The organism is Achromobacter sp. JD-1 (assembly GCF_038594925.1).
Classification (GTDB): domain Bacteria; phylum Pseudomonadota; class Gammaproteobacteria; order Burkholderiales; family Burkholderiaceae_B; genus Achromobacter; species Achromobacter spanius_C.
In genome coordinates this window covers 119,202-133,899 of sequence record NZ_JBCGCS010000005.1, presented here as the reverse complement: position 1 = coordinate 133,899, position 14,698 = coordinate 119,202, and the positions used below count along the sequence as shown (strand labels likewise).

General features: G+C 60.7%; 13 protein-coding genes. 5 read left to right on the top strand and 8 right to left on the bottom strand.

Annotation, left to right across the window (positions count from 1 at the left end; translation table 11 throughout):
• Positions 1-81: 81 nt before the first annotated feature.
• A complete protein-coding gene (gene prs / locus WBR68_RS10320) occupies positions 82-924 on the top strand; it encodes a ribose-phosphate diphosphokinase (RefSeq protein ID WP_230694105.1) in 843 nt (280 codons plus the stop codon).
• A 22-nt stretch (positions 925-946) separates the two neighbouring features.
• Positions 947-2,641 (top strand): nicotinate phosphoribosyltransferase, encoded by a 1,695-nt coding sequence (locus WBR68_RS10315; protein ID WP_230694104.1) that lies wholly within the window; start codon positions 947-949, stop codon positions 2,639-2,641.
• A gap of 209 nt (positions 2,642-2,850) precedes the next feature.
• Here WBR68_RS10315 and WBR68_RS10310 read toward each other — a convergent pair whose 3' ends face one another.
• Together WBR68_RS10310 and WBR68_RS10305 are read right to left on the bottom strand one after the other, a co-directional pair.
• Complete coding sequence (locus WBR68_RS10310) at positions 2,851-3,375, bottom strand: rhodanese family protein (protein ID WP_034392213.1); 525 nt, start codon at positions 3,373-3,375, stop codon at positions 2,851-2,853.
• A 25-nt stretch (positions 3,376-3,400) separates the two neighbouring features.
• Complete coding sequence (locus WBR68_RS10305) at positions 3,401-3,700, bottom strand: ArsR/SmtB family transcription factor (protein ID WP_194936611.1); 300 nt, start codon at positions 3,698-3,700, stop codon at positions 3,401-3,403.
• Positions 3,701-3,788: 88 nt separating this feature from the next.
• Between WBR68_RS10305 and WBR68_RS10300 the strand changes: the two genes are divergently transcribed.
• A complete protein-coding gene (locus WBR68_RS10300) occupies positions 3,789-4,661 on the top strand; it encodes an MBL fold metallo-hydrolase (RefSeq protein WP_153855211.1) in 873 nt (290 codons plus the stop codon).
• Between the two features lie 56 nt (positions 4,662-4,717).
• On the opposite strand, the gene WBR68_RS10295 is transcribed toward WBR68_RS10300, so the two are convergent.
• The 6 genes from WBR68_RS10295 to WBR68_RS10270 all read right to left on the bottom strand — a co-directional run bounded on the left by WBR68_RS10295 (position 4,718) and on the right by WBR68_RS10270 (position 10,254).
• On the bottom strand, positions 4,718-5,029 hold the full coding sequence (locus WBR68_RS10295; protein ID WP_153855210.1) for a hypothetical protein: 312 nt from the start codon (positions 5,027-5,029) through the stop codon (positions 4,718-4,720).
• A gap of 122 nt (positions 5,030-5,151) precedes the next feature.
• Entirely contained in the window at positions 5,152-5,925 is a 774-nt protein-coding gene (gene dsbG / locus WBR68_RS10290; protein ID WP_153855209.1) for a thiol:disulfide interchange protein DsbG, read from the bottom strand.
• 7 nt (positions 5,926-5,932) lie between these two features.
• Positions 5,933-6,772: a TlpA family protein disulfide reductase gene (locus WBR68_RS10285; RefSeq protein WP_153855208.1), complete on the bottom strand. Its 840-nt coding sequence runs from the start codon at positions 6,770-6,772 to the stop codon at positions 5,933-5,935.
• Positions 6,769-8,676: a protein-disulfide reductase DsbD gene (gene dsbD, locus WBR68_RS10280; protein ID WP_194936610.1), complete on the bottom strand. Its 1,908-nt coding sequence runs from the start codon at positions 8,674-8,676 to the stop codon at positions 6,769-6,771. Before dsbD ends, WBR68_RS10285 begins: the two co-directional genes overlap by 4 nt.
• 249 nt (positions 8,677-8,925) lie before the next feature.
• A complete protein-coding gene (locus WBR68_RS10275) occupies positions 8,926-9,882 on the bottom strand; it encodes a DUF4365 domain-containing protein (RefSeq protein ID WP_153855206.1) in 957 nt (318 codons plus the stop codon).
• Between the two features lie 9 nt (positions 9,883-9,891).
• Positions 9,892-10,254 (bottom strand): ArsR/SmtB family transcription factor, encoded by a 363-nt coding sequence (locus WBR68_RS10270; RefSeq protein ID WP_153855205.1) that lies wholly within the window; start codon positions 10,252-10,254, stop codon positions 9,892-9,894.
• Positions 10,255-10,400: 146 nt separating this feature from the next.
• On the opposite strand from WBR68_RS10270, the gene WBR68_RS10265 reads away from it, so the two are divergent.
• Both WBR68_RS10265 and WBR68_RS10260 read left to right on the top strand, forming a co-directional pair.
• A complete protein-coding gene (locus WBR68_RS10265; protein ID WP_153855204.1) occupies positions 10,401-11,456 on the top strand; it encodes an efflux RND transporter periplasmic adaptor subunit in 1,056 nt (351 codons plus the stop codon).
• 10 nt (positions 11,457-11,466) lie between these two features.
• Positions 11,467-14,697 (top strand): efflux RND transporter permease subunit, encoded by a 3,231-nt coding sequence (locus WBR68_RS10260; protein WP_230694103.1) that lies wholly within the window; start codon positions 11,467-11,469, stop codon positions 14,695-14,697.
• Position 14,698 lies beyond the last annotated feature (1 nt).

Sequence of the window (14,698 nt, the reverse complement as noted above, 5' to 3'; positions counted from 1 at the left end):
ATCCACTACTTAGTTGCAAATAAACAATAAGTAGATCTATACTTGCCTCACTTAGTTTTAAAGTGCCACTAAGGGCTGATCATGTTCACCATCACTGCGGTAGTAGAAGGACAACGCATCACCGGCACGCCGGCTGCGTTTGTATTTCCCGGCGGCGAAAGCCAGGTTACGGTGCCGGCCAACTTGCGGGCCCAAGCCGATGCGGCCAGCGCGTTCCGTATCCACGCCTTGTTGAAGTCGGCCAACGACGTCATGCAATTGCTGATGCTGACGGACGCCCTGCGCCGCCTGAACCCGGTGGTGCCGGTGCATCTGGACATGCCCTATGTGCCGTACGCGCGCCAGGACCGCGTCTGCAATCCCGGCGAAGCCTTGGGCGCGGCGGTGTTCTGCAAGCTGATCAACGATCAGCAATACGCCACCGTGACCGTGGTGGAACCGCACAGCGACGTGACCCCCGCGCTGTTGCAGCGTTTGCGCGTGGTGGACGCCGCCGCATTCCTGAAGAACGCGCTGGCCGCGCCCGCCTTCGCGCAGGGCGTCACGCTGATGGCCCCGGACGCCGGCGCCCGCAAGCGCGTGCAGGCCTTGGCCAAGACGCTGGGCGTGGCGCAGGTTCGCTACGCCGAAAAGGTGCGCGACACCCAGACCGGCCGCATCACTGAAACGCGCGTGCCGGACGATATTCCCGATCAGCCCGTGCTGGTGGTGGACGACATCTGCGACGGCGGCCGCACGTTCCTGGAACTGGCCGCCGCCCTGGGGGACAAGACCCGGCAACCGCTCTACCTGTATGTCACGCACGGCATTTTCAGCAAGGGCTTGGCCGAACTGAATGCCCGCTACGCCGGCATCTACACCGCCTATGACTGGACGGACGCCGAAGGCGCGAACGCGCCGGTGCTCGTCAACATTGAAAACTGAAAGTCTGGAAGGAACCCGCACCATGAATGCTCCCGAACCCCTCACCGTCAAGAACGGCATCAACCCCTTCCTGCAAGCGGACTTCTACAAGACCGGCCACCCGTTCCAGTACCCCAAGGGCACCAACAAGATCCTGGCCAACTTCACGCCGCGTTCGGCGCGTCTGGCCCCGGTGCTGCCTGAACTGTTCGACGACAAGATCGTCTGGTTCGGCCTGCAAGGCTTCATCAAGGAAATCCTTATTGACCTGTTCAATCGCGAATTCTTCGGCAAGCCGGTAGGCGCCGCCGTGCGCCAGTATCAGCGCCGGGTGGATAACGCGTTGGGCAAGGGCGCGGTCACCGTGGACCACTTGCAGGCTTTGTACGAACTGGGCTATCTGCCGCTGGAAATCCGTTCCGTGCCGGAAGGCGCCCGCGTCGATATCCGCGTGCCGCCCGTCACCTTCATCAACACGCACCCCGACTTTGCGTGGCTGGTGACGTATATCGAAACCCTGTTCAGCTGCGAATCTTGGAAGCCGTCCACGGTGGCCACCATCGCCTTTGAATATCGCAAGCTGTTGACCTATTTCGCGCGCCTGACCGGCAGCCCGATGGACTTCGTGAACTGGCAGGGGCACGACTTTTCCATGCGCGGCATGTCGGGCCTGTACGATGCCCGCAAGAGCGGCGCGGGCCACTTGCTGTCATTCACCGGCACCGACACAATTCCCGCCATTGATTATCTGGAAGACATCTACGGCGCCGACTCCGACCGCGAACTGGTTGGCGGCTCGGTGCCGGCCACCGAACACTCGGTCATGTGCCTGGGCAGCAAGGAAGGCGAGATCGAAACCATCCGCCGTCTGGTCACGCAGGTGTACCCGGCGGGCATCGTGTCGGTGGTGTCGGACACCTGGGACTTCTGGCAGGTGGTGACGGATTTTGCCGCCGCGCTCAAGCCCGAGATCCTGGCGCGCCAGCCTGACGCCTTCGGCAATGCCAAGGTGGTGTTCCGCCCCGATTCCGGCGACCCCGTGAAGATCCTGACGGGCTACTTCTGCACCGAAGTACCCGGCGTGCAAGATGGCGACGCGCTGGCCGCCGCCCGCCGTGACGGTTTCGAGGCCGTGCGCGATGCCACCACCGGCCAATACTGGCTGCTGGACGACAAGGCCCACGCCACGCAAACGCTGCGCGAGGCCGAGGTCAAGGGCGCGGTGCAGTGCTTGTGGGATCTCTTCGGCGGGGTCGTGACCGAGCGCGGCTACAAGCTGCTGGACCCGCACGTCGGCCTGATCTACGGCGATTCCATCACCTTGGCGCGTGGCCGCGACATTCTGGTTCGGCTTGAGCGCAAGGGCTTTGCGTCCGGCAACGTGGTGCTGGGCATCGGCTCCTACACCTATCAGTACCTGACGCGCGACAGCTTTGGCTGGGCGTTGAAGGCGACGTATGCCGAAGTCAATGGCGTGCCTGAAGAACTGGTGAAGGACCCGGTGACGGATTCCGGCGTGAAGCGTTCGGCCAAGGGTTTGCTGCGGGTGGAAGAAACCGCCACGGGGTATGTGCTGCATGACCAGCAAACGCCCGAACAAGCCGCGGGCGGCGCGCTGGTGCCGGTGTTTCGCGATGGCCAGTTGCTGCTTGAGCAGAACCTGGCGCAGATCCGCGAACGGCTGCAAGGGTCTTGGGTCTGCCCCGAGCCTGGCAGCATTGCCTGGCCGCAACGTTGAACCGCTGCTGACTCGCTGAGCGGCCCATAAAAAATGGCCAGTGTCAAGCCTTTCGTGCAAACCACGCTAGGCTTGAAACCATATACGGGGCAATAAGTTAGCCCGACTCCAAGCCGTCTGCGGGAGCAGCACATCTACGTGCTGGGAGCCACATAGGGGCTTCGGGAAGGCAAAGCCAGGAGCGCTGCAGCAAGGTGGCCGGTGACAGTTTAACCGGCCACTGCCTTACGATTCCACGGCATGCGCATCAGCAGGCGAGCCATGCCGCAGAAGCCGGACACGCCGGCAAAGATCAGTCCCGCACCGATGGCCCCGGACAAGGCATGGAACCAAGGTGAGACGGTGGCACCCAGCACCGCCCCCAGTAGGATGAGCGCACCCGCCGTGATCTGTACCTGACGCTGCAACTCCAGGGGTTGGGATACATCGGTCACCACAGGCAGCCCGGCTTTCTTCCAGGCATCCAGCCCACCTTCCAATACGTAGGCCTCGCAGGACACGCACGCGCCCAGTGCAGCGGCATTGACCCGCGTGCGGTTGCCTGAACGGCAGTGGAAGATGACGCCTGTCGTGACATCCAGCGGAAGCGCTGTCTTCAATTGATCCATGGGAATGTGGCGTGCAGCGGCAATGTGCTCGCGCGCATGTTCATCCGCAGCACGGATGTCGATCAACACGGCACCCTGACCAACGAGATCAAGGGCGGCTTGGGCAGAGATAGGATTCAGGGACACGTCAATTGGCTCCGAGCAGTCAGGTTCAAGGGCAGAAAATCGTCTTGAGCGTGGCAATGAGAGTGGCCACGTCGGGGTTTTCGATTCGGTAGTGCAGTGTCTGCGCCTCTCGGCGGAACGCTACCAGGCCTTCCTCGCGCATCTTGGCCAGATGCTGGGACAGTGCGGATTGGCTCAGGGGAACGTATTCGTGCAGCGTACCCACCGTCATCTCCCCGTGTTCGATCAGCAAGCAAAGCACCAGCAAGCGATGCTCATTGCCCACGGTTCGCAGCATGGCAGCCGCCTGGGCGGCGCCTTGTTGCAGGAACTGCTTGTCTTTCATCGTCACGATCGCGTCATTATTTCGCATTGTTCTAATTTAGCATAAACTAATTTAAGTTCAATACTTCAGCACTCTGCTTGGACAAGCTATGCCTACTTCCGCTGACATTCAGGCGTTCTTCGATGAAGCCACCAACACGGTGAGCTATCTGGTTTCAGACCCACGCACTCACCAGGCCGCCATCATCGACCCGGTCTTGGATTACGACCATCGCAGCGGCAAGGCCTCCACCGCCTCGGCGGATCGCATCCTGGCCGCCGCCCAAGCACGTGAATTGCAGATTGCGTGGATTCTTGAAACCCATGCGCATGCAGATCATCTGAGCGCAGCGCCTTATCTGAAGATGCGCACAGGTGCGCCCGTTGCCATCGGTGAACACATCCGTGACGTGCAGCGGATTTTCCGTCCCGTCTTCAATTTGGACGATGTTTCAGGCGATGGCAGCGAGTTCGACAGACTGTTCCGCGATGGCGAAACCTTCCCCATCGGTGCGTTGACCGTAGAGGTGCTACACACGCCGGGCCATACACCGGCCTGCGTCTCCTACCGTATCGGCGATGCGGTGTTCGTGGGGGACACACTGTTCATGCCGGACTACGGCACGGCGCGCGCCGATTTTCCGGGCGGTAGCGTCGACATGCTGTATCGGTCGATTCAGCGGCTGCTGTCGTTGCCCGCTGAGACGCGCCTGTTCATGTGCCACGACTACAAGTCCCCCGAACGGGACGTGTATGCGTGGGAATCGACCGTTGCCGACGAGCGCCAGCGCAACGTGCATGTGCGCGATGGCATCAGCGCCGAGGCATTCACAGAAATGCGTCAGCGGCGAGATGCCACGCTTCCCGCCCCGACGTTGTTGCTGCCTTCGATTCAGGTCAACATCCGTGCGGGACGTTTACCGGAGACCGAATCCAACGGCGTGCGTTACCTCAAGATCCCCATCAGCCTGCTGGCAGAGTAAGGGTGCCCCCGAGCCGGGCGGGATATACGGCTCGATCTGCGCCTGCGCTTTATGAATCATGCGCGAATGTAGCTCCACCCTTCCTGCTGCAATCTCGCGATGGCAAGCACAGCAGGATCATCAAGCAAGTTCAGTGGCTCTCGGCATGATCTGTTGATCCGATCCAGAGTGTTCGGACAAAGATAGGTCACCGAATCCTGTTCATGCGGTGCAGAGTCCAACGCAGCCGCTACCGCCTCGGCATTGGCGATGATGCGCACCTCGCTATCAGGTACAGAGCGCCGAAGATTCGTTGCATTGTTTCGAGCGCGTTGCAATGCCATGGCCGTTGGCGCATGGAGAACGACTTTCAAGGACTGCTGAGTCATCACGATCCTTCATTGTTGGGATGGCACATGGCCTCACGCCCATTCCTCTCGATCTCCATCCGCCATCCGACCGTGAGCCACGGTCATATCGGCATAGGCGATGTCTCACCGCGAGGCCCGGTTCAGCGTGGCCCGAGTGCCCGAGAGAGTGCAGCCCCTTGAGGCATGCCGTTGATCTTTTGCAGCGAACCGTCTTCATCCAGAAAGATGATTCCCGGCGTCCCACGAAACCCTTGCTGCATCATGAGCAACTGGTTTGCCGCCAAGGTAGTGCGGGCAGAGGTCGAGACGCTGGCTGCTGGTTTGATTCCTCCTGTGCCGATATTGCGCTCGTTCTCCTGCAGCGCAGCCGAGGGATCTGCTGCCTCCAGAATGGCCGCTGCCTTGGGAGCACTGTCTGCCTTGATGATGCCAACCAAGAGGTGCCGAATCTGGACTTTTCCAGAATCCACCCACGGGCGAGCCGCTTCCCAGAAGCGATTGCAATAGGGGCAGTTCGGATCGCTGAAGGTGTAGACGATGCGGGGCGCATCGGCCTTGCCGTCCAGCACCCATGTGGCTGACTCCAACTGCGCCCAAGCCTGCTCGGCCATGGGCTTGGCCACCAGATTCTGCAGCGTCTCTTCGTCCAGCGGTTCTCCCTGCTCATTCAAGCGGGTGCCGACAATGGCTTTGCCATCCGCCATGACATAGATGGCGACGGGGTTGTCACCCGCCACGCCTGCAAAACCACGCATGCCAGCGCCGACATCGAACTCCTTCACGATGGTCAGGCCCTGTGCCTCCAGCGCTTGCACTGACGCCGGACGCTGCCCGTTTTCGGCTTGACTGCAAGCGGCTGTCAGCATGAGCGCTAGAGCGAGGATGGAGGATGGATAAGTGCGTTTGATCAACATGTTGGCGTTACTCCTTGTCTTGGCTGTGTTCGAGCGATGGCGCAAAGCGGCGCTTGACGGCGCTGCTGAGGGTGGCGAGCGTCAGCTCGCCCATGTGCGAGTGCACCAGGCGGCCCTGCGCATCGAAGAAGAATGTGGTGGGCAGGCCGCGCGATCCCAGCGCCTGCATGGCCTGCGACGAAGGGTCGAGCAGCACATCCGAGAAGTGCAGCCCATCCTTTTGCAGAAAGGCGCGAGCCTGCTGCGCACTTTCGCCCTGGTTGAGCATCACGAAGGCCACATCCGGAAATGCCTGCTGCGCTTGCTCGAAGGCCGGCATTTCACGCCGGCAAGGGGGACACCAGCTCGCCCATAGGTTGAGCACGATCGGACGCCCCCGGTATGCGGTCAGGTCAATGGGCTGGGCATCGAGCGAGGCCAATTGCAGTTCGGGCAGCGGTGGCGCGGAGCGTTGCAACAGCTCGATCACACCACCCGCGCCTACCCAAGTCAGAATCCCTGCCAACACCCCGGCCAGTACCGGACGCCGCAAGGGCCGTTGCGCGCGCGTTCGCCACGCGATGAAGATCAGTGCCGCTGGTATTCCGGCCCACCACGCATACCCCCCATCGCCGATGGAAAGCATGGACATCGGGGCTGCCGAATACTCGCGCCACCACTGTGCGATGTAGGCCAGCCTCGCGAACAGCAATCCCAAGAGCAGCGCATCGAAGATCATGCCGCCAGCCGCCTTGTACGGCGTGTCCGGCAGCAGTCGTTTGGCCAGGGTGCGAGCCACTGTCCAAGCCACCAGTACGGCGACGAAGACGATGACCACCCGGATGGAAAATGGGCCGATGCTGGTCATGGTGTACCTGCCGCATCGAGCCGTGCCAGGAACGCACGAGCGTCGATTTCGCCAACTACGCGTAAGTCACGGCGCTCCTTCCCGTCCGGCCCCACCAGTATCAACGTAGGCGGCCCCATCACCCCCCACTGCTTGAGCAACGCTTGATCCAGGGCATCATTGCGCGTTACGTCTGGCCGCACGATCTGCATGTGCGACAGTCGCTGCGCGACGACGGAATCGCCGAACACGTTGCGCTCGATCACATGGCAACTCACGCACCAATCGGCATAAAAGTCGATCAGCGTCCACTCGCCGCGCGCCCCGGCCTCAGCCAGTCGCGCATCGACATCCTCGACAGACTTGGCCGCTACGTAGCTGAGGCCAGGTGTTGCCGTGGCGACAGCAGGCGCTGCGCTACGCACATGCGCCAACGGTTGCAGCACGGAGTCCGCGCCCGATGCCGCTCCGACCAGCATCAGCACAGACCAGATTCCGGCGAAGGCTGCGCCAAAGCGCAATGTCCAGGCCGCACGCTGCCGCTCGACCGATGCCTGCGCCCAGGCGATCAGCCCCACTGACAACGCCAGTCCCCAGGCACCCCACAGCATCAAGCTCACGGTTCCCGGCAGGAAGCGCACCAGCATCGTGATGGCCATGCCTACCATGACATAGCCAAAAACCACGCGAACCCGATCCATCCAGGCCCCCGGCTTAGGCAGTACACGGGCACCGAACACGGCGATCACCAGCAGTGGCAGACCCATGCCGAGACCCAACGCGAATAATGCGAGCCCACCTTGCAGCGCGCTGCCGGTTTGTCCGATATAGAGCAACGCGCCGGCGAGCGGAGCCGTCATGCACGGCCCCACCAGTAGCGCGGAGAGCAACCCCAACGCTGCCGCGCCGCCCACGCTGCCGCCAGCGCGTCCGCGTCCCGCAGACTCAACCCGGTTGACCAGCGCCGCCGGCAGTTGCAGTTCGAAGAGACCGAACAAGGAACTGGCCAGAATCAGGAACAGCGCCGCGAAGGCGCCCAACAACCAGGGTGACTGCAACGCTGCCTGCAAATTTGCACCTGCCAAGCCTGCCGCCACGCCAACCGCAGCGTAGGTGCCTGCCATCGCCAGGATGTAAGCCAAAGACAGGACAAAGGCACGACGCGGCGAAGCACGACTGCCCACCACCATCGTCGAGACAATGGGAATCATGGGTAGCGTGCAAGGCGTGAACGCCAGCAACAAGCCAAACCCGAAGAACAGCAGCGTACCCATGACAGGCCCCAAGGAGGCAAGCCGCTGCGCGGCCGCCTGATCTTCCGCGACCGCCTCTCCTGCTTGCACAGCCGGCAAGGGTGTAGTGGTGTTTGGGGATGCACCTGATGGCTGCCCGGAATCATCGGGCTGCATCGCGGTGCTGTCGGCTGCTTGCGGTGCCTGAGTCTCCTTCTCGGGTTGTGCTGCGTTGCCCGAGCGAGAAGGCTGCGCGGGGACAGCCCGCACAACCGCCTGCGTTGCTGGCAGGTTCACCGCGATCGTCTGCGGGGGATAGCAGATCCCGGCTTCCGCACAGCCTTGCCAATGCAGGGTGGCGGCACCTGATGCCGTTGCAGGCAGACGCAGCTCAAGTGAGTCATCGGTGAAGATTTCGGTATCGCCGAAGAACTCGTCGTGCTTGGCAATTCCCTGGGGCAGATCCAGTGCAAGCGGCTGGCTTTGAGCATCCGTCAGCTTCAAGGAATGACGGTAGACGTAATAGCCGTCGGCAACCTGCCCGGCGATGACCAGTCCATCGGCATCCTGACGGACTTCCCCGAGCTTGAAGACCTCGGTTGCCTCCAGGAACTCAGTTTCGCGCCCCCATGAGAACAGCCCGCTGCTCGCCCATGCACTGCCGATGGCAAGACACCACAGCAGAGTCATCATCCAGACTTTTCGATACGCCGACAAATCTAATCCTCCAAGCAAAAACGCTTGGATGGTGGCCGATGTCGATTAAGCGAGACTAAAGAGCCAGATGGGTAGCCGCCGCTACGGATACAGGATCAACCGCTCCTCCCTGGGAAGCTTATTAGGAAGGCGAGAAATGCCTTTATCGCACGCTCGACAAGCTCTTTCCGCGCATCCGAACTAGCGCCAACAAGGGCTATTTCCCACGAGGAAGAATGAAGAAAATTAAGATGTCATGTGGCCAAGGGCAGATGGCAAGAACCACTCCCGCCATACGTCTTCGTAGGTTTTTGGCAGCAACGAGAGAGAACGCCACAGTTCAAACACATCAGCCTGTTTGAAAATGGCCTGTTCTTCTTCAGGTAGAGCAGCGTAGGCCACCGAGTCAGAATGGAAGTAATGTGGCCTGCCTTCCGCTAGGAATTTACGTAAGCCTTGACCATGGTATGGGATGGGAGCACACATTTCAGTGTCATCCCAAAAGTCATACTCGGCGATACGCTTCCCAAAATACTGAGCAAGCTCTTGCCAGTTCCCTTCAGCCGCCCACTGGAGTTCCGAAAACTGGTACGTAAACCGTTGAAAGGCTGCGATCAGTTTTGCTCTTTTCGCGTACCAGCGCAGCGCAACCGTTCCTCTCTCACTGCCTATTTCATTGCCCACCGGAACGTGAACTGTACGGCGTCCTTTGCTCCGGTAGTTCTCGTGTCGAGGAATCAATATTTTGTCGATGTAATCGTTAAGGCAGACGAAGGAGCAGCGCCGAGACTTCAGATCCGCGATGACCAGAAGAACGGGAATGCCAATCCCCATTCGCTCAATGGTGACCAACTCTGTTGTTTCAAGCGAGAACCTATAGGTATCAAGGGTCGCAATCTTATCCCCACGATCGAGTAGTTCCATCGCCTTTTCGACGTTGCCACGGCCATAAATATCGAGTGGCTTGATCTCTGGGTCATCAACACTTTTTAGCTGCACAAAAAAATGTTCGCCCAGCGTTTCGTGCATTGGCCGCTTACCCTCGACAGGATCTAACGTCTTAAAAACCTCGACGCTGAAATCCAAGCCGTAATCAGGTCTGTACTCACGAAGGAGCCATGGCTTGGGGAGTACTTCGCGCAGAAGCTGCTGACCCTCTTGGTCAATGATGTGCTGATCAGGTCTTCTTTTGGCTGCGTACATGGATGGATTTCAATGAGCGATATCCGAACGCTGCTCCAGCAGCTCCTGTAACGGGGACTGCTGCTCTGCCGCGTGCTGCAGTTGTTGCATGACGTTTCTGCACACCAGATCGCACAGGCTATAAATGGAGTCGTCAGCGATCTGGTAGTACACCGCCGTGCCTCTGGCTTCTCGCTTGACCAGACCGCGTTGGGTCAAAAGCGTGAGATGGCGGGAAATGTTTGCAGCAGAAAAACCACAGAGTTGTGCCAACTCTCCCACGTTGCGCTCCCCCTCTCGCAGCAGATTGATGATCTGCAAACGTGTGGGTTCAGCCAGCGCTTGGAAGTAGGCGGCCACATGGTGGAACGCTTGGGGAGGTGGAGAACTCATGGCGAAATATCAGGGACACAACCGGTACAGATCCAGTCTACGCCAAATTTGACAACCTGCATACATACATCATTGCGTATTTGACTATTTGACTATTTGCGTACTTGCGCAAATAATGAGCCTCTTTTTTCCAACGAATGGGGCGGATGATGTTTGTCAGAGGTGCGCAATCGGCGCTTGCGGTCTTGCTGTTCACATATGGCGGTGTGGCGGCCGTCGCCACAGAGGCAGAACCGACGGGTTCAACAGCGCTAGCCAGTGCGCCCGTGACGCATCAGGCTCACGAGCATGTCACGCCCATTGATGGCGTGGTCGAGGCGATCCGGCAGACCAGGGTGACCGCACAAGTCGCGGGCGCCATTGTGGATATTCGGGTCAAAGCGGGAGACACCGTGCGCGCTGGGCAGGAGTTGCTGAAGCTGGACGCGAGAGCTGCACAGCAGAACGCGGCGGCGAGCGCAGCCCAGGTACTGGCCGCACAAGCCCAACAGGATGAGGCCAGAAAGGAGTTAGCGCGGCAACGCGAGTTGTTCAATCAGAACTACATCAGCCGCGCGGCACTGGACAGAGCCGAAGCCCGGCATCACAGCACCCAGGCCGAAGCCAATGCCCTACGGGCAGCGGCGGGCGCATCACAGATCGAGTCCGGCTTCTATGTCATCAAGGCCCCTTATGACGGCATCGTCTCGGAAGTTCCAGTAGCGCTAGGCGACATGGCAATGCCTGGCAAGCCTTTGCTGACGCTGTACGATCCGAGCGCATTGCGTGTCAGCGCAAAAGTGCCTGAAACCCTGTTCTCCAGGCGCTCACAAGAGGCACCTTCGCGGCTGACCTTGGGGCACGCCGAAGGCTCCGCCATTGCACCCAAGAACGTGCAGTGGATTCCCCATGCAGACCCCAGTACGCACACCGTCGAGCTGCGTCTTGAGCTTCCTGCCGATGTGCCGCAAGCGATTCCTGGCGCATTTGCTCGGGTGTACCTCGCCTCTGCCACCGACAGTCCACGTCTGTATGTCCCCGCGTCGGCCGTCATTCGCAGAGCGGAAGTGACCGGCGTCTATGTGCTCAACGATAGCGGCCGCCCGATGTTGCGGCAGATTCGGACGGGGCCGCTCAACGGTGATTTCGTCGAAGTCCTGTCCGGCCTGTCTCTGGGCCAGCACGTCGCACTCGACCCGGCGCTCGCCGCCCGCAAGCGCTGAGGAACGGGTCATGAGTCATCGCCTGGCCCTTACAGGGCGTCTTGCCGCGTACTTTCAGAACACTCAGATCACGCCCTTGTTGGCCCTGGTCGCACTCTTGCTCGGGGTGTTCGCCATTTTGGTTACGCCTCGCGAGGAAGAACCGCAGATCGACGTGACGATAGCCAGTGTCACCGTACCGTTTCCAGGGGCCTCGGTCGTTGATGTCGAGCAGATGGTCACCATTCCCGCCGAGCAGTTCCTGTCTCGGATAGAGGGTGTCAAGCATGTCATGGCCGTCACGCAGCCGGGCATCGCCATCCTGACGGTCGAATACCATGTTGGCGTACCGCGTGAGGAAGCCGTGGTACGGCTTAACGAGACGTTGAGCGCACATGCCGACAGGTTTCCCCAAGGTCTCGGGATTGGTTCACCCTTGGTCGAAGCATTGGGCGTCGATGATGTTCCCATCGTGGCGCTGACACTGTTCTCGCGCGACGACGATGCGAGTGCGCTGGATCTGCAACATGTCGCGCACAGCATCGAAACCGAACTCAAGCGGGTTCCCGGCGCACGCGATGTCTACGCGATCGGCGGCCCTGGGCGTGCCATCAACATCGAACTGGACGCAGAACGGATGGCCAGCCGTGGCCTTGCCATCTCCGACTTGCGCCATGCGTTGCAGACAGCGAATGTCGGCATGCCGGTGGGTGAACTGCTGGGGGCCAACCGTGCAGTGCGGCTTGAGGCGGGTACGTTCCTTGGGGATGCGCAAGAAGTCTCTGAGTTGGTTGTTGGCGTGCACGATGGACGCCCCGTTTATCTGCGCGACGTTGCCACGGTGCGCGATGGCGCGCGCCCCGCGACGCAGTATGTATGGCATGGCGAAGTCGGCGACGCGGCGCAGACTGCGGGTCGCGAATATCCCGCCATCACCCTGGCCATCACGAAAAAGCCGGGCGAGAACGCCATCAGTGTCGCAAACGCACTGGTCGAGCGGATGGAGGAACTTAAGAACACCCTGATTCCCCATGAGGTGGAAACAGTCATTACGCGCAACTATGGTGCCACCGCCAACGACAAGGCCCAGCAGTTGATGCAGAAGCTGCTGTTCGCCACGGTGTCCGTGGTGGCGCTGGTATTCCTGGCGCTAGGCCGGCGCGAAGCCGCCATCGTCGGGGTCGCTGTCGTACTGACGTTGGCGGCGACCTTGTTCGCCTCTTGGGCGTGGGGCTTCACGCTGAACCGCGTTTCACTGTTTGCGCTGATCTTCTCGATCGGCATCCTGGTCGATGATGCCATCGTGGTGGTCGAAAACATCCACCGGCACCAGGCGCTATACCCCGAAAAGACACTGGCGCAGATCATCCCCGGCGCTGTCGACGAAGTGGGCGGTGCCACCATCCTGGCCGCCTTCGCCGTCATCGCTGCACTGCTTCCTATGGCCTTTGTCACCGGCCTGATGGGGCCATACATGAGTCCCATCCCGATCAATGCCAGCATGGGCATGCTGCTGTCGCTGGCCATCGCGTTCACGGTCACACCTTGGCTTTGCCGGATCTGGATGAAGAAATCGCCCGCTCATGCGGGATCGGGTGGACTCACCGCACGTATGGCCACGGTGCTTGAGGCCATCTTCAAGCCCTTGCTGGATGCCCAGCGCGGTGCGCGTCGGCGGCTTGCCGTGACGTTGGGAGCCCTGTCCCTGGTCGGCCTGTCGCTAGCGCTTCCGGTTGCCGGATTGGTGATCCTCAAAATGCTGCCGTTCGACAACAAGTCCGAGCTGCAGATCATGCTCGACATGCCGGCGGGAACACCTTTGGAACAAACCGCTTCGGTGTTGCGCGAACTCTCCGCCTATGTCGCGCAACAACCAGAGGTGACCGACTGGCAGGCCTATGCGGGTACGTCCGCCCCCATCACCTTCAACGGGCTGGTTCGTCAATACGCGCTGCGGCGCAACGGCGATGTCGGCGACTTGCAGGTCAACATGGTCGGCAAGGCTGATCGTTCGGAGCAGAGCCATGCTGTCGCCATGCGGATGCGCCCCGAACTGCAAGCTATCGCGGCACGTTACGGTGCCGACCTCAAAGTCGTGGAAGTGCCATCGGGGCCGCCGGTGCTGGCTCCCATCGTGGCCGAAGTGTATGGCCCGGATGCGGCGGGTCGTAAGGCCGTCGCAGAAGGTCTGCGCGCCATCTTTGAATCGACACCTGGCGTCGTCGATGTGGATGACAGCAGCATTGAGGCCGCGCCACGCACTCAGTTGGTGATTGATCGCAGCAAGGCTGCCTTGCTTGGGGTTTCGCAACAGGACATCGTGACCACGCTGCAGGCGGGACTGTCGGGAGACGCCGCGACATGGCTGCACAACCAAAGCAAGTATCCCGTGCCGACGGTGCTGCAACTGCCCGCCGAACGTCATGGCGATCTGGACACCTTGCTGCAGTTACGCGTGCGCACCAGCAGCGGCCAGGCGGTTCCGATCCGCGAGTTCGTGACACTGACCGAAGGCGTGCGCGAGCAACCGGCCTTCCGCAAGGACTTGTTGCCCGTTCACTATGTGACTGCCGACATGGCAGGCAAGAACGACAGCCCTTTGTACGGCATGTTTGCCGTTCGCGATGCCTTGTCGGGACTGCAAACACCCAATGACGGGCCGCTGGTCGAAGCGTTCATCGAGGCACCTGCCGACACCTGGCGCGATTACGGCCTCAAGTGGGATGGCGAGTGGCAAATCACCTACGAAACCTTCCGTGACATGGGTGCCGCCTACGCGGTCGGGTTGCTGATGATTTACCTGCTGGTAGTGGCGCAGTTCCGTTCCTACCTGACACCTTTGATCATCATGGCACCCATCCCGCTGACCCTGATTGGCGTCATGCCTGGCCATGCCCTGCTCGGGGCGAAGTTCACCGCGACCAGCATGATCGGCATGATCGCCTTGGCCGGCATCATCGTGCGTCATTCGATCCTGCTGGTCGATTTCATCCGCCGACAGGTGGAAGACGGCGTTGCCCTGGAAGAAGCCGTCATGCGCTCGGCAATCACGCGCGCGCAACCCATTCTCTTGACCGGCATCGCCGCCATGGCTGGCGCCTTCTTCATTCTGGATGACCCGATCTTCAATGGCCTGGCGATCTCGTTGATCTTCGGCATCCTGGTCTCCGCGCTGATGACCCTGGTGCTCATCCCGTTGCTCTACTACATGGCCTATCGCGGGAAAACGCCCACGACTGCGTCTCCTGCCCAGGACATCTGAT

Coding starts and splice junctions, on each gene's coding strand:
- prs (WP_230694105.1), top strand. CDS start 82: ATGTTCACCATCACTGCGGTAGTAGAAGGACAACGCATCACCGGCACG.
- WBR68_RS10315 (WP_230694104.1), top strand. CDS start 947: ATGAATGCTCCCGAACCCCTCACCGTCAAGAACGGCATCAACCCCTTC.
- WBR68_RS10305 (WP_194936611.1), bottom strand. CDS start 3,700: ATGAAAGACAAGCAGTTCCTGCAACAAGGCGCCGCCCAGGCGGCTGCC.
- WBR68_RS10300 (WP_153855211.1), top strand. CDS start 3,789: ATGCCTACTTCCGCTGACATTCAGGCGTTCTTCGATGAAGCCACCAAC.
- WBR68_RS10295 (WP_153855210.1), bottom strand. CDS start 5,029: ATGACTCAGCAGTCCTTGAAAGTCGTTCTCCATGCGCCAACGGCCATG.
- dsbG (WP_153855209.1), bottom strand. CDS start 5,925: ATGTTGATCAAACGCACTTATCCATCCTCCATCCTCGCTCTAGCGCTC.
- WBR68_RS10285 (WP_153855208.1), bottom strand. CDS start 6,772: ATGACCAGCATCGGCCCATTTTCCATCCGGGTGGTCATCGTCTTCGTC.
- dsbD (WP_194936610.1), bottom strand. CDS start 8,676: ATGATGACTCTGCTGTGGTGTCTTGCCATCGGCAGTGCATGGGCGAGC.
- WBR68_RS10275 (WP_153855206.1), bottom strand. CDS start 9,882: ATGTACGCAGCCAAAAGAAGACCTGATCAGCACATCATTGACCAAGAG.
- WBR68_RS10270 (WP_153855205.1), bottom strand. CDS start 10,254: ATGAGTTCTCCACCTCCCCAAGCGTTCCACCATGTGGCCGCCTACTTC.
- WBR68_RS10265 (WP_153855204.1), top strand. CDS start 10,401: ATGATGTTTGTCAGAGGTGCGCAATCGGCGCTTGCGGTCTTGCTGTTC.
- WBR68_RS10260 (WP_230694103.1), top strand. CDS start 11,467: ATGAGTCATCGCCTGGCCCTTACAGGGCGTCTTGCCGCGTACTTTCAG.